This is a genomic window from Escherichia sp. MAL-1, assembly GCF_052948035.1.
On the sequence record NZ_CM129609.1, the window covers coordinates 3,959,879 to 3,978,187 of the forward strand.

The 18,309-nt window shown below is 51.5% G+C and carries 18 protein-coding genes; 9 read left to right on the top strand and 9 right to left on the bottom strand.

The features are described 5' to 3' along the window. Positions 1-70: 70 nt before the first annotated feature. Positions 71-922, bottom strand: coding sequence for a translation elongation factor Ts (tsf, locus tag ACU8XX_RS19855; protein WP_000818114.1), 852 nt, complete (start codon positions 920-922; stop codon positions 71-73). Between the two features lie 257 nt (positions 923-1,179). Then, a complete protein-coding gene (gene rpsB, locus ACU8XX_RS19860; RefSeq protein ID WP_000246882.1) occupies positions 1,180-1,905 on the bottom strand; it encodes a 30S ribosomal protein S2 in 726 nt (241 codons plus the stop codon). Positions 1,906-2,272: 367 nt separating this feature from the next. Here rpsB and map point away from each other — a divergent pair, with 367 nt between their 5' ends. The 5 genes from map to ACU8XX_RS19885 all read left to right on the top strand — a co-directional run bounded on the left by map (position 2,273) and on the right by ACU8XX_RS19885 (position 8,071). Continuing rightward, positions 2,273-3,067, top strand: a complete 795-nt coding sequence (gene map / locus ACU8XX_RS19865) for a type I methionyl aminopeptidase (protein WP_001018194.1) — start codon at positions 2,273-2,275, stop codon at positions 3,065-3,067. 61 nt (positions 3,068-3,128) lie between these two features. Continuing rightward, positions 3,129-5,801: a bifunctional uridylyltransferase/uridylyl-removing protein GlnD gene (gene glnD / locus ACU8XX_RS19870; protein WP_001723096.1), complete on the top strand. Its 2,673-nt coding sequence runs from the start codon at positions 3,129-3,131 to the stop codon at positions 5,799-5,801. A 30-nt stretch (positions 5,802-5,831) separates the two neighbouring features. Further along, positions 5,832-6,656 (top strand): 2,3,4,5-tetrahydropyridine-2,6-dicarboxylate N-succinyltransferase, encoded by an 825-nt coding sequence (dapD, locus tag ACU8XX_RS19875; protein WP_001186650.1) that lies wholly within the window; start codon positions 5,832-5,834, stop codon positions 6,654-6,656. A 54-nt stretch (positions 6,657-6,710) separates the two neighbouring features. Then, positions 6,711-7,523 carry a phosphodiesterase YaeI gene (gene yaeI / locus ACU8XX_RS19880; RefSeq protein WP_000625639.1) on the top strand — a complete coding sequence of 271 codons (813 nt, stop codon included), beginning with the start codon at positions 6,711-6,713 and terminating at the stop codon, positions 7,521-7,523. Positions 7,524-7,684: 161 nt separating this feature from the next. Then, a complete protein-coding gene (locus ACU8XX_RS19885) occupies positions 7,685-8,071 on the top strand; it encodes a DUF3461 family protein (RefSeq protein ID WP_000272188.1) in 387 nt (128 codons plus the stop codon). Between the two features lie 88 nt (positions 8,072-8,159). Here the strand turns inward: ACU8XX_RS19885 and cdaR are convergent, their stop codons facing one another. The 3 genes from cdaR to dgt all read right to left on the bottom strand — a co-directional run bounded on the left by cdaR (position 8,160) and on the right by dgt (position 12,543). Further along, positions 8,160-9,317 (bottom strand): DNA-binding transcriptional regulator CdaR, encoded by a 1,158-nt coding sequence (cdaR, locus tag ACU8XX_RS19890; protein WP_000929439.1) that lies wholly within the window; start codon positions 9,315-9,317, stop codon positions 8,160-8,162. 154 nt (positions 9,318-9,471) lie between these two features. Beyond that, the gene (gene degP, locus ACU8XX_RS19895; RefSeq protein WP_000753946.1) at positions 9,472-10,896 is read right to left on the bottom strand and encodes a serine endoprotease DegP; all 1,425 of its coding nucleotides are present in this window, start codon (positions 10,894-10,896) and stop codon (positions 9,472-9,474) included. 129 nt (positions 10,897-11,025) lie between these two features. Beyond that, positions 11,026-12,543 carry a dGTPase gene (dgt, locus tag ACU8XX_RS19900; protein ID WP_000057067.1) on the bottom strand — a complete coding sequence of 506 codons (1,518 nt, stop codon included), beginning with the start codon at positions 12,541-12,543 and terminating at the stop codon, positions 11,026-11,028. Positions 12,544-12,626: 83 nt separating this feature from the next. On the opposite strand from dgt, the gene mtnN reads away from it, so the two are divergent. The 3 genes from mtnN to ACU8XX_RS19915 are packed head-to-tail and all read left to right on the top strand — an operon-like array spanning position 12,627 to position 14,779. Beyond that, positions 12,627-13,325 (top strand): 5'-methylthioadenosine/S-adenosylhomocysteine nucleosidase, encoded by a 699-nt coding sequence (gene mtnN, locus ACU8XX_RS19905; protein WP_000689844.1) that lies wholly within the window; start codon positions 12,627-12,629, stop codon positions 13,323-13,325. Further along, on the top strand, positions 13,318-14,118 hold the full coding sequence (gene btuF, locus ACU8XX_RS19910; protein WP_001129927.1) for a vitamin B12 ABC transporter substrate-binding protein BtuF: 801 nt from the start codon (positions 13,318-13,320) through the stop codon (positions 14,116-14,118). The genes mtnN and btuF overlap by 8 nt, the downstream gene beginning before the upstream one ends. 37 nt (positions 14,119-14,155) lie before the next feature. Next, the gene (locus ACU8XX_RS19915; RefSeq protein WP_000964221.1) at positions 14,156-14,779 is read left to right on the top strand and encodes a TRIC cation channel family protein; all 624 of its coding nucleotides are present in this window, start codon (positions 14,156-14,158) and stop codon (positions 14,777-14,779) included. A gap of 46 nt (positions 14,780-14,825) precedes the next feature. Here ACU8XX_RS19915 and erpA read toward each other — a convergent pair whose 3' ends face one another. From erpA to yadX, 4 genes are read right to left on the bottom strand one after another with little or no spacing between them, the layout of a single operon-like run. Continuing rightward, the gene (gene erpA, locus ACU8XX_RS19920; protein WP_001295564.1) at positions 14,826-15,170 is read right to left on the bottom strand and encodes an iron-sulfur cluster insertion protein ErpA; all 345 of its coding nucleotides are present in this window, start codon (positions 15,168-15,170) and stop codon (positions 14,826-14,828) included. Continuing rightward, positions 15,163-15,228: a small protein YadW gene (gene yadW, locus ACU8XX_RS19925; protein ID WP_120795373.1), complete on the bottom strand. Its 66-nt coding sequence runs from the start codon at positions 15,226-15,228 to the stop codon at positions 15,163-15,165. Before yadW ends, erpA begins: the two co-directional genes overlap by 8 nt. 23 nt (positions 15,229-15,251) lie before the next feature. Next, on the bottom strand, positions 15,252-16,673 hold the full coding sequence (clcA, locus tag ACU8XX_RS19930) for a H(+)/Cl(-) exchange transporter ClcA (RefSeq protein ID WP_000845394.1): 1,422 nt from the start codon (positions 16,671-16,673) through the stop codon (positions 15,252-15,254). An 11-nt stretch (positions 16,674-16,684) separates the two neighbouring features. Further along, a complete protein-coding gene (gene yadX / locus ACU8XX_RS19935; protein ID WP_211180485.1) occupies positions 16,685-16,732 on the bottom strand; it encodes a protein YadX in 48 nt (15 codons plus the stop codon). A gap of 165 nt (positions 16,733-16,897) precedes the next feature. On the opposite strand from yadX, the gene hemL reads away from it, so the two are divergent. Beyond that, a complete protein-coding gene (gene hemL, locus ACU8XX_RS19940; RefSeq protein ID WP_000045305.1) occupies positions 16,898-18,178 on the top strand; it encodes a glutamate-1-semialdehyde 2,1-aminomutase in 1,281 nt (426 codons plus the stop codon). Positions 18,179-18,309: the final 131 nt, after the last annotated feature.

Here is an 18,309-nt window from a genome sequence, read left to right on the forward strand (position 1 = left end):
CACAAGGGTTAGCTGAATTTACAAGATGGGCACAAAAAGAAGCCGCCCTCAGGCGGCTCCTTTTTGATAATTAAGACTGCTTGGACATCGCAGCAACTTCTGCTGCAAAGTCAGTCTCAACTTTCTCGATGCCTTCACCCACTTCGAAGCGGATGAAGCCAGTCACTTCAGCGTTATGCTCTTTCAGCAGCTGACCAACAGTTTTGCTTGGTTCCATAACGAACGGCTGACCGGTCAGAGAAACTTCGCCGGTGAATTTCTTCATGCGGCCTTCAACCATTTTCTCTGCGATTTCTTTCGGCTTACCAGACTGCATCGCGATATCCAGCTGTACCTGGTATTCTTTTTCTACCACTTCAGCGGATACGTCTTCTGGTTTGATGAATTCTGGCTTGCTTGCAGCAACGTGCATAGCGATGTGTTTAACCAGCTCTTCGTCAGCGCCTTTAGCAGCAACCAGAACGCCGATACGCGCACCGTGCTGATAAGAACCCAGAACGTCGCCTTCCAGCGCAGCAACGCGGCGAATGTTGATGTTTTCACCAATTTTCGCTACCAGCGCAACACGTTCTTCTTCGAACTGTGCTTTCAGAACTTCAACGTCAGTGATTTTGCCAGCAACAGCTGCGTCCAGAACTTTGTCTGCGAACGCCTGGAAACCAGCGTCTTTTGCAACGAAGTCAGTCTGGCAGTTAACTTCCAGAATGATGCCGTAGTTGCCGTCGATTTTGGTTTTGATCACGCCGTCAGCAGCAACGTTGCCTGCTTTTTTCGCTGCTTTAATAGCACCGGACTTACGCATGTTTTCGATTGCCAGCTCGATGTCGCCGTTAGCTTCAGTCAGTGCTTTTTTGCAATCCATCATGCCTGCGCCAGTACGCTCACGCAGCTCTTTTACCAGGGATGCGGTAATTTCAGCCATTCTAAAATCCTCGGAGATGTGATCTGCCCGGCATTAAACCGCACAGATATAAAAGTGAAAAAGGGGGCCATATGCAGGCCCCCTAACCAAACGTGTACTACCTGGTCTATAAGGGCTCTCCCCCTTCATATTTCGCGCCGCAGATGCGTCATCTTCGCTCGCTCATCCCGGTCACTTACTGATGTAAGCTCCCGGGAATTCTCGAGCTTGCCGCCTTTCTGCAACTCGAACTATTTTGGGAGAGTTATCAAGCCTTATTACTCAGCTTCTACGAAGCTTTCTTCCGCCTGGGAAGCCAGATCCTGAGAACGGCCTTCACGTACGGTTGCAGCAACAGCGCCCAGGTACAGGGTCACAGCACGGATTGCGTCGTCGTTACCCGGGATAACGAAGTCAACACCGTCCGGATCAGAGTTGGTATCAACGATAGCAAATACTGGAATACCCAGGTTGTTTGCTTCTTTGATAGCAATGTGTTCGTGGTCAGCATCGATTACAAACAGAGCGTCCGGCAGACCGCCCATGTCTTTGATACCGCCCAGGCTGTTTTCCAGTTTCTCCAGCTCACGAGTGCGCATCAGCGCTTCTTTCTTGGTCAGCTTGTCGAAAGTACCGTCCTGAGACTGAGTTTCCAGGTCTTTCAGACGTTTGATGGACTGACGAACGGTTTTCCAGTTAGTCAGCATACCGCCCAGCCAGCGATGGTTCACGAAGAACTGGTCGCAGCTCAGAGCAGCGTCTTTCACCGCTTCGCTTGCAGCGCGTTTAGTACCAACGAAAAGGATTTTACCTTTGCGAGAAGCAATCTTGTTCAGTTCAGCCAGAGCTTCGTTGAACATCGGTACAGTTTTCTCAAGGTTGATGATGTGAACTTTGTTACGCGCACCGAAGATGAACGGCTTCATTTTCGGGTTCCAGTAACGGGTCTGGTGACCGAAGTGAACACCAGCCTTGAGCATGTCGCGCATGGAAACAGTTGCCATGATTAAAACCTCTATATAAAAGTTGGGGTTATGCCTCCACGTATCCCATATTACCGACCCCAAAGGGCACCCCGGAATATGTGCCGATACGTGTGTGTTGTTACACAAAGTGAGATTGTCGCTTCCGTCCAGTCTGTGTATACGAAATGGATCGGAAGTCCGGCGCGCTTTATACCACAAATACGTCGTGGACACCAATAATTGTTGGCGCTGTGTACAGCATCAGACGTCGAATTTTCTATTATAGAAAACCTTCAGTGGCACGTTTGGCGAAATTCAGAATGATTCTCAATTTGCCCGGGTGTGATACCATTGACGGCACTTACATATATATTGTCGGTATCACCGACGCTGATGGACAGAATTAATGGCTATCTCAATCAAGACCCCAGAAGATATCGAAAAAATGCGCGTCGCTGGCCGACTGGCTGCCGAAGTGCTGGAGATGATCGAACCGTATGTTAAACCGGGCGTCAGCACCGGCGAGCTGGATCGCATCTGTAATGATTACATTGTTAATGAACAACACGCGGTTTCTGCCTGCCTCGGCTATCACGGCTATCCGAAATCCGTTTGCATCTCTATTAATGAAGTGGTGTGCCACGGTATCCCGGACGATGCTAAGCTGCTGAAAGATGGCGATATCGTTAACATTGATGTCACCGTAATCAAAGATGGTTTCCACGGCGATACCTCGAAAATGTTTATCGTCGGTAAGCCGACCATCATGGGCGAACGTCTGTGCCGCATCACGCAAGAAAGCCTGTACCTGGCGCTACGCATGGTAAAACCAGGCATTAATCTGCGCGAAATCGGTGCGGCGATTCAGAAATTTGTCGAAGCAGAAGGCTTCTCCGTCGTTCGTGAATATTGCGGACACGGTATTGGTCGCGGCTTCCATGAAGAACCGCAGGTGCTGCACTATGACTCCCGTGAAACCAACGTCGTACTGAAACCTGGGATGACGTTCACCATCGAGCCAATGGTCAACGCGGGTAAAAAAGAGATCCGCACCATGAAAGATGGCTGGACGGTAAAAACCAAAGATCGCAGCTTGTCTGCACAATATGAGCATACTATTGTGGTGACTGATAACGGCTGCGAAATTCTGACGCTACGCAAGGATGACACCATCCCGGCGATAATCTCGCACGACGAATAAGATGAAGCCGGCGAATGCCGGCTTTTTTAATGCGATAATTTAATCTTATGGGTGGCGCACAATGAATACCCTTCCAGAACAGTACGCAAACACCGCTCTCCCCACCCTGCCCGGTCAACCGCAAAATCCATGCGTCTGGCCCCGTGATGAATTAACCGTCGGTGGGATAAAAGCCCATATCGATACTTTCCAGCGTTGGCTGGGTGATGCCTTTGACAATGGGATCTCTGCAGAACAGTTGATTGAGGCGCGCACCGAGTTTATCGACCAGCTCCTGCAACGATTATGGATTGAAGCGGGATTCAGCCAGATTGCCGACCTGGCATTGGTCGCCGTCGGTGGCTACGGTCGTGGCGAGCTGCATCCACTTTCAGACGTCGATTTACTGATTTTAAGCCGTAAAAAGCTCCCGGACGATCAGGCGCAAAAAGTGGGCGAGCTGTTAACGCTGCTCTGGGATGTAAAGCTGGAAGTCGGTCATAGCGTGCGCACGCTTGAAGAGTGCATGCTGGAAGGGTTATCGGATTTAACCGTCGCCACCAATTTAATCGAATCCCGCTTATTAATTGGCGATGTTGCGCTGTTCCTCGAACTGCAAAAACATATTTTCAGCGAAGGATTCTGGCCTTCCGACAAGTTCTACGCGGCGAAAGTTGAAGAACAGAACCAGCGCCATCAGCGTTACCATGGCACCAGCTACAACCTTGAACCAGACATCAAAAGCAGCCCTGGCGGCTTGCGCGATATCCACACTCTGCAATGGGTGGCCCGCCGTCATTTTGGCGCAACATCGCTGGATGAAATGGTCGGGTTTGGCTTCTTAACCTCAGCGGAGCGGGCGGAATTAAACGAATGTCTGCATATATTGTGGCGTATTCGCTTTGCCCTGCATCTGGTCGTCAGCCGTTACGATAATCGCCTGTTATTCGATCGCCAGCTTAGCGTCGCCCAGCGTCTGAATTACAGTGGTGAAGGTAACGAACCGGTCGAGCGGATGATGAAGGATTACTTCCGCGTTACACGCCGCGTCAGTGAACTCAACCAGATGCTGCTGCAACTGTTCGATGAAGCCATCCTCGCCCTTCCCGCCGACGAAAAACCACGTCCAATCGACGATGAGTTTCAGCTACGCGGTACGCTAATCGACCTGCGTGATGAAACACTATTTATGCGCCAGCCGGAAGCCATCTTGCGTATGTTCTACACCATGGTGCACAACAGTGCGATCACCGGCATTTACTCCACCACGCTGCGCCAGTTACGCCATGCCCGTCGCCATCTGCAACAACCGCTGTGTAATATTCCGGAAGCACGAAAACTGTTTTTGAGCATTCTGCGTCACCCCGGAGCGGTGCGGCGCGGGCTATTGCCAATGCATCGCCATAGCGTGCTCGGCGCGTATATGCCGCAATGGTCGCATATCGTCGGGCAGATGCAGTTTGATCTGTTCCACGCCTACACGGTGGATGAACATACTATCCGCGTGATGCTGAAACTGGAGAGTTTTGCCAGTGAAGAAACGCGCCAGCGCCATCCGTTGTGTGTGGACGTCTGGCCGCGCCTGCCGTCAACTGAGCTGATTTTCATCGCCGCGCTGTTTCACGATATCGCCAAAGGACGCGGCGGCGACCACTCCATTCTCGGTGCTCAGGATGTAGTGCATTTTGCCGAACTCCACGGGCTGAACTCACGCGAAACACAGCTGGTCGCCTGGCTGGTTCGCCAGCACTTGCTGATGTCGGTGACAGCTCAGCGTCGCGATATTCAGGACCCGGAAGTCATCAAGCAGTTTGCCGAAGAAGTGCAAACAGAAAACCGACTTCGTTATCTGGTATGCCTGACGGTGGCTGACATTTGCGCCACCAACGAAACGCTGTGGAATAGCTGGAAGCAAAGTCTGTTGCGCGAACTCTATTTTGCCACCGAAAAACAGCTACGACGCGGAATGCAAAACACGCCAGATATGCGCGAACGGGTTCGCCATCACCAACTCCAGGCACTGGCACTACTGCGCATGGATAACATCGACGAAGAGGCGCTGTACCAAATTTGGTCACGCTGTCGTGCTAACTATTTTGTCCGCCATAGCCCAAATCAACTGGCCTGGCATGCCCGCCATTTATTACAGCATGATTTAAGCAAACCGCTGGTATTGCTTAGCCCGCAGGCTACGCGTGGAGGCACCGAGATTTTTATCTGGAGCCCGGACCGCCCCTATCTGTTTGCCGCCGTCTGTGCCGAATTAGACCGCCGCAATTTAAGTGTTCACGACGCACAAATTTTCACCACTCGCGACGGTATGGCGATGGATACCTTTATCGTGCTGGAACCCGATGGCAGCCCACTTTCCGCAGATCGCCATGAAGTTATTCGATTTGGTCTGGAGCAGGTACTGACACAAAGTAGCTGGCAGCCACCGCAGCCACGTCGCCAACCTGCCAAATTGCGCCATTTTACTGTTGAAACCGAAGTGACGTTTTTGCCAACCCATACCGACCGCAAATCATTCCTTGAGCTTATCGCGCTCGACCAGCCAGGACTGCTGGCGAGAGTCGGGAAAATTTTTGCCGATCTGGGAATTTCGCTTCATGGCGCCCGAATTACAACCATTGGCGAACGAGTAGAAGATTTATTCATAATTGCCACCGCTGACCGGCGTGCGCTTAATAACGAGTTGCAGCAGGAAGTACATCAGCGGTTGACAGAGGCCCTCAATCCAAACGATAAAGGGTAATGTGTTTATTTATATGGAAAGAGTTTAACAATGCAGCAGTTACAGAACATTATTGAGACCGCTTTTGAACGCCGTGCCGAGATCACGCCAGCCAATGCAGACACCGTTACCCGCGAAGCGGTAAATCAGGTGATCGCCCTGCTGGATTCCGGCGCACTGCGTGTGGCGGAAAAAATTGACGGTCAGTGGGTGACGCATCAGTGGTTGAAAAAAGCGGTGCTGCTCTCTTTCCGTATTAATGATAATCAGGTGATCGAAGGGGCAGAAAGCCGCTACTTCGACAAAGTGCCGATGAAATTCGCCGACTACGACGAAGCACGTTTCCAGAAAGAAGGCTTCCGCGTTGTACCACCAGCGGCGGTACGTCAGGGTGCGTTTATTGCCCGTAACACCGTGCTGATGCCGTCTTACGTCAACATCGGCGCATATGTTGATGAAGGCACGATGGTTGATACCTGGGCCACTGTCGGTTCCTGTGCACAAATTGGTAAAAACGTCCATCTGTCTGGCGGTGTAGGCATCGGCGGCGTGCTGGAGCCGCTGCAGGCTAACCCGACCATTATTGAAGATAACTGCTTCATCGGCGCGCGTTCAGAAGTTGTTGAGGGCGTGATTGTCGAAGAAGGTTCCGTTATTTCCATGGGCGTATACATCGGTCAGAGCACCCGTATTTACGACCGTGAAACCGGCGAAATCCACTATGGTCGCGTACCGGCTGGTTCTGTAGTGGTATCCGGCAACCTGCCGTCAAAAGATGGCAAATACAGCCTCTACTGTGCGGTTATCGTTAAGAAAGTTGACGCGAAAACTCGCGGCAAAGTCGGCATTAACGAACTGCTACGTACCATCGACTAAAAGTATGCACACGGGCAGCACGACGCTGCCCGATTTTTTTTGCAGGGATGAGCGATGATTTCACGCCGCCGATTGTTGCAGGCTACTGCCGCGACGATAGCCACGAGCTCAGGTTTCGGTTATATGCATTACTGGGAGCCAGGCTGGTTTGAATTAATCCGTCACCGCCTCGCCTTTTTTAAAGACAACGCAGCACCATTCAAAATTCTTTTTCTGGCCGATCTCCATTACTCTCGTTTTGTTCCTTTAAGCCTGATTTCTGACGCGATTGCTCTTGGCATAGAACAAAAGCCCGATTTGATATTGCTGGGCGGCGATTACGTATTATTTGATATGCCGCTGAATTTTTCGGCGTTTAGTGATGTCCTCTCCCCCCTTGCCGAATGTGCGCCGACGTTTGCCTGCTTCGGCAACCACGATCGCCCTGTTGGTACAGAAAAAAATCACTTAATTGGCGAGACGTTGAAATCAGTGGGCATCACGGTGTTGTTTAACCAGGCTACGGTGATCGCCACGCCGAACAGGCAATTCGAACTGGTAGGCACCGGTGACTTATGGGCCGGACAATGCAAACCACCTCCCGCCAGCGAAGCAAATCTGCCAAGACTGATGCTGGCACATAATCCCGACAGCAAAGAAGTCATGCGTGATGAACCCTGGGATCTGATGCTGTGCGGCCATACTCACGGCGGGCAACTGCGCGTACCGTTGGTTGGTGAACCTTTTGCCCCTGTCGAAGATAAACGTTACGTCGCCGGATTAAATGCCTTTGGCGAACGACACATCTACACAACCCGTGGCGTGGGCAGTTTGTATGGTTTGCGTCTGAACTGCCGCCCGGAAGTAACGATGCTGGAACTGGTGTAGAACGTGAATTTTATCACCACAATAAAGCAGGTAATTTTTTGATTTTTACGCCATGATAGAAGTCTGGAAGAAAAAGGCTTTCTGCGATCACAGTCGAGCCGGGCGGGCCAGGCCAAATGCTAAAATAAGCACAATTTACTGACTCATTTTGAGGTAACGCTATGTACGACAATCTGAAAAGTCTGGGTATTACCAATCCTGAAGAAATTGATCGTTACAGCCTCCGGCAGGAAGCCAACAACGATATTCTGAAAATCTATTTCCAGAAAGACAAAGGCGAGTTTTTCGCCAAGAGCGTTAAGTTTAAATATCCGCGTCAGCGTAAAACGGTCGTCGCTGATGGTGTGGGTCAGGGTTATAAAGAAGTCCAGGAAATCAGCCCGAATCTACGGTATATCATTGATGAGCTTGATCAAATCTGCCAGCGTGACCGCAGCGAAGTTGATCTTAAGCGTAAGATCCTCGACGACTTACGTCACCTGGAGTCAGTCGTAACCAATAAGATCAGCGAGATTGAAGCCGATCTGGAAAAACTAACGCGTAAATAATCCCGAATTGACGGTTAACTCGGGCATTCCCCTCTCCCCTTCGGGCTGAGGGGAATGAGCCAGCGCCGCCTCAACCTTAACGCATAACCTACCGCTCTTCATCCAGTTGTAACGCCACATACAGCAGCAACCTGTCATCAAAATTGCCCAAATCAAGCCCGGTCAGTTCCGATATACGATTAAGCCGATACTCCAGGGTATTACGATGAATAAACAACGCCTTTGACGTTGCCAGCGGTTGCACATTGTGACGAAACCACGCCGCCAGCGTTCGTCGCAGCAAGCCGTTATTGTCCATCGCTTTCAGCCGCGCCAGCGGTCGCGCCAGTTCGTTGGCCTGCCAGTCGCCACGCAAACTGTCGAGTAACACAGGTAACATCAGATCCTGATAAAAATAGCAGCGACTTTCTGGCATCCGCTGTTTACCCACCACCATCGTCGTTTTCGCCGTACGATAGGATCGGGCAATACTGCCAGGACCGGTAAAATAGTTGCCCAGTGAAACGCGAAAACGCAGCTGGCCGTACTCTTTCATGCGGGTAATCAGTTGTTCAACTCGCTTACGATGATCTTCTGCATCCCAGCGCCCAAAAGAGTTCAACGCCGGTTTCAACACCACCATTTCGGTCAGCGAGACAATTGCCACCAGATTATTACGCTCGGGCGTAGTCAGCGCGTTTTGCAGTTGTTGTAACTCCGCCATTGCGCTGTCCACACCAAGCTGACCGCTGTCGACCTCAACAATAGCCACTACTCGCGGTTGATTGAGATCGATCCCCAGCCGTTGCGCCCATTCAGTAAGTGCGGGAGTATTCTCCTCTGCCTGAATCAGGTTCATCACCAGTTCTTCCCGCAAACGGCTATCCTGCGCCAACAAGTGCATCAACCGCGACTGTTCCAGCATCATTTCAGCCGTCATGCAGACCAGTTCGCCATATTTACGCAGATTCTCAGGTTCACCTGTCAGGCCAATTACGCCGACAATTTCACCTTCCAGCCGTAACGGTAGATTAATCCCCTGCCGCACACCGTGCAGATGACGTGCTACCGCGTCATCGATATCGACGACTCGTCCCTGTGAAAGTACCAGCAATGCACCTTCGTGCAATTCACCAATACGCTCACGATCGCCGCTGCCGATAATTCGCCCACGGGCATCCATTACGTTGATATTGGTATCGATGATGCGCATGGTACGTGCCACGATATCCTGCGCCATTTTGGTATCAAGATGCCAGCCAGCCATAAGTCCTCCGTTATGCACGGCTTAGCATAAGGAAGTACGTAACGTACGGCATTGTGCAAATGCCTAAAGGATGATGAAGATGTATGGAGTTGTGGTGAAGTTCACAGATTGTAAGGAGAACCCCTTCCCGTTTTCAGGAAGGGGTTGAGGGAGATTACTGCATTAACAGGTAGATGGTGCTGTCGCCGCGCTGAATGTTCAGTGCCAGCACAGACGGTTTGCTGTCGAGAACTTTACGCAGTTCAGCGATGTTTTTCACTGCCTGCTGGTTCGCGCCAATAATCACATCACCTTTCTTCAGGCCGATCTGCGCAGCCGGAGTGCCCGTTTTCACGTTGTTCACTACCACGCCCTGATCTTTGCCTTTGTTGCTCATCTCAGCACCTTCAATGCCGTTGAAGATGGAGCTGGAATCAACCTGATTCTGGCTGCTCTGCTGCAGTTCCAGATTCACGTTGACCTGCTTACCGTCGCGCAGCAAGCCCAGGGTCAGTTTGCTGCCCACCGGCATAGTCCCCACCTGAGCACGCAGTGCGGCAAAGCTGCTGATTGGCTTACCGTTCAGTGAGGTGATCACATCACCCGCTTTAATGCCCGCTTTTGCAGCGGAGGAATTAGGCAGAACCTGGCTTACGAAAGCACCGCGCTGGGCGTCAACTTTCATCGCTTTCGCCAGTTCGGAATTCAGCTCAGTCCCCATAATACCCAGCTCACCGCGTTTCACCTGGCCGTATTCCACCATCTGCGAGGTCAGGTTTTTCACCATGTTACTCGGGATAGCAAAACCGATACCGATGTTGCCGCCGTCCGGTGCGAGGATCGCGGTGTTGATACCGATCAGTTCGCCGTTCAGGTTAACCAGCGCACCACCGGAGTTACCACGGTTGATCGCTGCATCGGTCTGGATGAAGTTTTCGTAGTTTTCAGCATTCAGGCCGCTACGCCCCAGCGCAGAGACAATCCCGGAAGTTACCGTCTCGCCCAGACCAAACGGGTTACCAATCGCTACGGTGTAATCACCCACGCGCAGTGCATCAGAATCCGCCATCTTAATTGCGGTCAGGTTTTTCGGATTCTGGATTTGGATCAGCGCGATATCAGAGCGCGGATCTTTGCCAACCATCTTCGCGTCGAACTTACGACCATCGCTCAGCTGGACTTTAATCACCGTCGCGTTATCAACAACGTGGTTGTTGGTGACGACATAGCCTTTATCGGCATCAATGATGACGCCGGAACCCAGCGCCATGAATTTTTGTTGCTGGCCGCCGCCATTACCGCCCTGGCCCCCCTGGCAGAACGGAGAGCTCTGGAACGGAGAACCTTCCTGGCAGAACGGAGAATCATCACCGAAGAACTGCTGGAAATTACGCGGCATACGCGGCGTATTAACGGTTGTGCTACCTTCTACGTTAATGCTGACCACTGAAGGCATCACCTTTTCGAGCATCGGTGCAAGGCTTGGCATCTGCTGGGCTGTCGTTGCTGAAGAAGTCTCAGCCGCCGTTGCAGAGAGCGGAGATAACGCCAAACCTAAACTCAGAGCCAGTGCACTCAGTGCTAATGTGGTTTTTTTCATGTATTTCAGTCTCGATTAACAGATAACGCAAAATTGCTGTGTTCTTCAGATTCGTTTTATAGCGCGAAGTTCCGAACTAAAGTTTCTGCAAAAGGTAAAAATTTATTGTTCGTCTTTACAAAAGCCTGGTTATTGTTCTACGGCCATCAGACGTCGGTATTCATCCCACGCATAGAGGTCGGTCATACCGCTGATATAATCCTGCAGCAGGCGGCAACGGTAATAATATTCCCATAGCGGAAACTCAGGAGAATCTGACGGTAATTTACTGACAGCCTCAACATAGGCCAGCCGATGGCGCGTCGAGAGTTTGTGGAATAAGCGCGATTCAATAGGGAAACGTTTCACCCGTTCTTTTTCTACCAGTTCAGTAAAGTCGGATAACGACAGGCTTAATAAAGGACGATAAATCTCTAATAATCCGCTAATGACCCGATAGCCCTGCAATTCAAGCTGCTCGACATCTGGATGGCTAAACACATGTTTTACAGCGACATTTTTATATAGTTTAAGAAGATCGCTGCATTCGCTGGCATCTTCCAATAATGCATGATTAAACGTTCCGGCGAAAATCGCAGGCAGATTATCAATAAATCGTTGTGCCGCGTAGGGTACCAGTTTATTTAGGGTGTTTACCCGTAAATACATAAAAAACTGATCTTCCGTACTGCGGCTTAAACTATTTGAGCGTGATTTTTCCCAGGCATTTTCAACCACCAGCGAAAAGAGCGAACCTTTCTCATGCTGGCCCCACGCTTCGTGCAAATGATGATAAAGCTGCTCAACGGTAAATATTCTTTTCTCTACCGCATCTTCAAGGTCTGCCACACAATAGGAGATGTCGTCGGCAGCTTCCATAATCCACGTTAATGGAAAACGACTGTAAAGCGCCAAATTAAGTTCTTTACGCAACCGGGCAATATAGGCTTCTTCAGAAAGATAATAACCCGGCTTTTTCATTAAATAGTGATGTGTCTCAGGCGTTTCGCCACGCCACCACGCCGGACGGGTATATTTTAAAATACCGCCAACCTGTGCCCAGGTGAGATTCATCCGCATCAATGTATGCACCAGGCGAATGCCTTGTGCATTCCCCTCAAAATGACATAAGTCCTGACGAATCTTGCGCCGCAGCTCGTTAAGCGGTTCTTCCCCGTCCCGTAAACGTAGTGCCGCCACGCTGCAGCGATCGTCAGTCAGAGGCTGGCTTTCGGCATCTTCCGGGTGCAAACGTTGGCGAAACCAGTCATTTATCGCCGCTTCGCCAAAATGACCAAACGGCGGATTGCCGATATCGTGCATCAGGCATGACATCTCAACAATGCTTTCAAAGGGGCCGGTCAGTTCATCCAGGCCGTATGCTTCCAGTAATTTAAGCTCTTTCAGACGGCTTAAAATTTCTTTGGCGATGTAGCGCCCCACCTGCTGGACTTCCATCGAGTGGGTAAGACGCGTGCGCACGGCGGCATTGCGCTCCAGTGGAAAAACCTGGGTCTTTTGTTGCAGACGACGAATTGCCGGAGAGTTGATGATACGCCCGCGATCGCTCTCGAAGATCCGCAGGATCTCATGTTCGGTTTTAACGCCCTGCGGTGAACGGTAACGACGATGCCAGTTTATTTTTTTTCGGAAATCAATCTGTGCCATGTCCTCTCCCGCGTGAGAAATACGCTTCCCCGTAAGCGCATGGTAAACTATGCCTTCAAATCGGGCTTATCGCGAGTAAATCTATGAAAATCGGCATCATTGGTGCAATGGAAGAAGAAGTTACGCTGCTGCGTGACAAAATCGAAAACCGTCAAACTATCAGTCTCGGCGGTTGCGAAATCTATACCGGCCAACTGAATGGAACCGAGGTTGCGCTTCTGAAATCGGGCATCGGTAAAGTCGCTGCGGCGCTGGGTGCCACTTTGCTGTTGGAACACTGCAAGCCAGATGTGATTATTAACACCGGTTCTGCCGGTGGCCTGGCACCAACGTTGAAAGTGGGCGATATCGTTGTCTCGGACGAAGCACGTTATCACGACGCGGATGTCACGGCATTTGGTTATGAATACGGTCAGTTACCAGGCTGTCCGGCAGGCTTTAAAGCTGACGATAAACTGATCGCTGCCGCTGAGGCCTGCATTGCCGAACTGAATCTTAACGCTGTACGTGGCCTGATTGTTAGCGGCGACGCTTTCATCAACGGTTCTGTTGGTCTGGCGAAAATCCGCCACAACTTCCCACAGGCCATTGCTGTAGAGATGGAAGCGACGGCAATCGCCCATGTCTGCCACAATTTCAACGTCCCGTTTGTTGTCGTACGCGCCATCTCCGACGTGGCCGATCAACAGTCTCATCTTAGCTTCGATGAGTTCCTGGCTGTTGCCGCTAAACAGTCCAGCCTGATGGTTGAGTCACTGGTGCAGAAACTTGCACATGGCTAAGTCACTGTTCAGGGCGCTGGTCGCCCTGTCTTTTCTTGCGCCACTGTGGCTCAACGCCGCGCCGCGCGTCATCACGCTTTCTCCCGCCAACACTGAACTTGCCTTTGCTGCCGGGATCACGCCGGTTGGGGTCAGCAGCTATTCCGACTATCCTCCACAAGCGCAAAAGATTGAGCAGGTTTCCACCTGGCAGGGGATGAATCTGGAACGCATTGTCGCGCTGAAGCCCGATCTGGTGATTGCCTGGCGTGGAGGTAATGCCGAGCGGCAGGTTGACCAGCTGGCTTCGCTGGGAATAAAAGTGATGTGGGTCGATGCGACAAGCATTGAACAAATTGCCAATGCGTTACGTCAACTGGCCCCCTGGAGTCCGCAACCAGACAAGGCCGAACAAGCCGCGCAATCCCTGCTGGATCAGTACGCGCAATTGAAAGCGCAATATGCTGATAAACCTAAAAAACGTGTTTTTCTGCAATTCGGCATTAATCCGCCATTTACCAGTGGAAAAGAGTCGATTCAGAACCAGGTACTCGAAGTTTGTGGCGGAGAAAACATCTTTAAAGACAGCCGGGTTCCCTGGCCGCAAGTTAGCCGCGAACAGGTGTTAGCACGCTCGCCACAGGCGATTGTCATTACAGGCGGACCGGACCAAATTCCTAAAATCAAACAATACTGGGGTGAACAGCTCAAAATTCCCGTTATTCCTCTCACGAGTGACTGGTTTGAACGTGCAAGCCCACGTATTATCCTCGCAGCACAACAGCTCTGTAATGCGCTTTCACAGGTAGATTAGTGCCTAACCTTTTCAGGTGCTCAGTGGGGATTGAACAATGCTCGTCTATTGGCTGGATATAGTCGGCACAGCGGTATTTGCCATCTCCGGCGTTTTGTTAGCCGGAAAATTGCGTATGGACCCTTTTGGTGTTCTGGTACTGGGCGTGGTAACCGCAGTAGGCGGCGGGACAATTCGCGACATGGCGCTGGATCACGGCCCGGTATTTTGGGTGAAAGATCCCACCGATCTGGTCGTTGCAATGGTCACCAGCATGCTGACCATCGTGCTGGTGCGCCAGCCAAGACGCTTACCAAAATGGATGTTGCCGGTGCTGGACGCCGTTGGTCTGGCGGTGTTTGTCGGCATTGGCGTGAATAAAGCCTTTAATGCGGAAGCCGGTCCGTTAATCGCGGTTTGTATGGGCGTCATTACTGGCGTTGGCGGCGGGATCATTCGTGATGTTCTGGCCCGCGAAATCCCCATGATTTTACGTACAGAAATCTACGCAACCGCCTGTATTATCGGCGGTATTGTCCACGCTACGGCTTATTACACATTTTCCGTACCACTGGAAACAGCCAGTATGATGGGCATGGTCGTGACGCTATTGATTCGGCTGGCGGCTATTCGTTGGCATCTTAAGCTACCGACGTTTGCGCTGGATGAGAATGGGCGTTGAAGAGAGAAGATGTGCCGGATAGTTTATCCGGCACATGAACAACAGATTAGATACTAAAGGAAGAACCGCAACCGCAGGTGCTTTTCGCGTTCGGGTTGGTCACGATGAAACGAGAACCTTCCAGACCTTCGGTATAATCAACGGAACCGCCGACCAGATATTGCAGGCTCATCGGATCAACCACCAGGCCAACGCCCTGTTTTTCGATGGTCATATCGCCTTCGTTCACCTGATCATCAAAGGTGAAACCATACTGGAAGCCGCTGCAACCGCCACCGGTGATATACACGCGTAATTTCAGATTCGGGTTATCTTCGTCAGCGATCAGGCTTTTAACTTTGTTGGCTGCTGCGTCGGTAAACTCCAGCGGCAGTGCTACGTCATCACTCATATTTTGCTCCAAACGACATCGGCAATTGGGCAAATTCTAACCCAATAATAATCGCCATTATCTAATACCCTGGTATTTCGTTCAAGTATTCTCGCTGGCTGATGCGGCCTTGCTTCGCGCCAGTTGCTCAGCTTCCTGTTTTGCCAGCGTGCGCGCAAGAATCGCCGAGTATAGCGGTTTCCCGCCGGTAAATTGCGCTAATAGTGTTGCGCCAAGACCGGTAATAATCATTGGCAAAATGAGCTGGTAGTTATCGGTCATCTCCAGAACCAGAATGATCCCCGTTAACGGCGCGCGAATAGATGCCGCCAGTAATGCCCCCATTCCGGCAATAGCAAACGTCCCCGCCTCAAGGTGATATTGCGGAAACAGCTCAACGGCAACCATTCCGAAAGCGGTTCCCAGCACAGTACCCAGCGCCAGCATCGGGGCAAAAATACCGCCCGGCGCGCCGGAAGAGAAGCAGAGTAAGGTGGTAATGACCCGCGCGACGAAGATAAACACCAGCATTCCCATGCTGAAATTCCCCGCGGTAGCGATAGGAATCAGGTTAAAACCGCCGCCCGACGTTGCTGGTGCCACAAACCCCAGCAATCCACACAGACCGCCAATCGCACCGCCCATTAGCACCCATTTGGTAATATTGCCGCCGTGCACACGGTGCAGCAAATCCTGCATCCCCAGCACCCATTTATTAAAAATAGGGCCGAAAATGCCAAAAATAATACCGAGGATCAGATAAAGCCACAGCGTATTAAGCGGCGCATCAGAAAGTTTACCGACGTCAATCAACGCAACTTCATGATTAAAAATCCGGTACATAATGGTCGACATAATGACACCAATAAATACCGCTTTAATCGAAATTAACGTATAGCGAAACTGCGGACGCATCTCTTCGATAATAAACAAAATACCCGCCAGCGGCGCGTTAAAGGCCGCAGCCAGCCCCGCAGCAGCACCGGTTGCCAGCAGCGTATGGCGAGCTTCGTCACCTTTCAGGCGGAAAATATCAAGCACCATACGGCCAATGTTACCGCCGATCTGCACGGTTGGCCCTTCGCGCCCCAACACCATGCCTCCGCCGAGTGTCCCCAGCCCGCCAAAGAACTTCACCGGCAATACACGCCACCAGCGAACGGGACGTTGATCTTCCAGCGCCCCTTCAATTTCCGGGATCCCCGAACCACCTGCTTCCGGCGCGTATTTGCGCACCAAAAAGTAGCCAAACATCGCCAGCACCGCCGAACAGAGAAAAGCGACGGTTAACAGAAGCGGATAATTATCAGCAGTATGTACCAGCGCCCCCATACGTTGGTTCTGCAACCAGGCGACACCTTTGTCAAAAGCAACCGCTGCCAGCCCAACAAGCGTGCCGACGACTGCCGCCATAAACAAAATGGCTAACGGGGTTTTATCGCGCTCAAGAAGTTGGCGAATCAGTTGTCTGCGTCGCAGGCGCGCGGCCTGCGGTGTTTCTAAAGAGGGAGTATCAGTTTTCATCCAATGATCACTTATTGGTCATACAAATAAGATGACGGCATTTTACTCGCACGTTCCATGAAAATCCTTTGCAAAGCGTAATGTTTCAAATGCACAAAACTTTTATACTCTAAGAAATCAGGATTGCACCAGTACAAGCAGCCTGATGTTTGACGAGTATTTAACTTGTTATGAATAACATAGAATAGCAGCCATTCACTTTTTCTACGAATCAGGAACCCTCCATGAGTAAGTCTGAAAATCTTTACAGCGCAGCGCGCGAGCTGATCCCTGGCGGTGTGAACTCCCCTGTTCGCGCCTTTACTGGCGTGGGCGGCACTCCACTGTTTATCGAAAAAGCGGACGGCGCTTATCTGTACGATGTTGATGGCAAAGCCTATATCGATTATGTCGGTTCCTGGGGGCCGATGGTGCTGGGCCATAACCATCCGGCAATCCGCAATGCCGTGATTGAAGCCGCCGAGCGTGGTTTAAGCTTTGGTGCACCAACCGAAATGGAAGTGAAAATGGCGCAACTGGTGACCGAACTGGTCCCGACCATGGATATGGTGCGCATGGTGAACTCCGGCACTGAAGCGACCATGAGCGCCATCCGCCTGGCCCGTGGTTTTACCGGTCGCGACAAAATTATTAAATTTGAAGGGTGTTACCATGGTCACGCTGACTGCCTGCTGGTGAAAGCCGGTTCTGGCGCACTCACGTTAGGCCAGCCAAACTCGCCGGGCGTTCCGGCAGATTTCGCCAAACATACCTTAACCTGTACTTATAATGATCTGGCTTCTGTACGCGCCGCATTTGAGCAATACCCGCAAGAGATTGCCTGTATTATCGTCGAGCCGGTGGCAGGCAATATGAACTGTGTTCCGCCGCTGCCAGAGTTCCTGCCAGGTCTGCGCGCGCTGTGCGACGAATTTGGCGCGTTGCTGATCATCGATGAAGTGATGACCGGTTTCCGCGTAGCGCTAGCTGGCGCACAGGATTATTACGGCGTAGTGCCAGATTTAACCTGCCTCGGCAAAATCATCGGCGGTGGAATGCCGGTAGGCGCATTCGGTGGTCGTCGTGATGTAATGGATGCGCTGGCCCCGACGGGTCCGGTCTATCAGGCGGGTACGCTTTCCGGTAACCCGATTGCGATGGCAGCGGGTTTCGCCTGTCTGAATGAAGTCGCGCAGCCGGGCGTTCACGAAACGCTGGATGAGCTGACAACACGTCTGGCAGAAGGTCTGCTGGAAGCGGCAGAAGAAGCCGGAATTCCGCTGGTCGTTAACCACGTTGGCGGCATGTTCGGTATTTTCTTTACCGACGCCGAGTCCGTGACGTGCTATCAGGATGTGATGGCCTGTGACGTGGAACGCTTTAAGCGTTTCTTCCATATGATGCTGGACGAAGGTGTTTACCTGGCACCGTCAGCGTTTGAAGCGGGCTTTATGTCCGTGGCGCACAGCATGGAAGATATCAATAACACCATCGATGCTGCACGTCGGGTGTTTGCGAAGTTGTGATCCAGCATGGTTTGTCGGATGCGGCGTGAACGCCTTATCCGACCTACGATTCGGGGCCGTTTGTAGGCCCGATAAGACGCGCCAGCGTCGCATCGGGCATCCGTTGTCGCGTAAACGCTTTATCCGTCCAG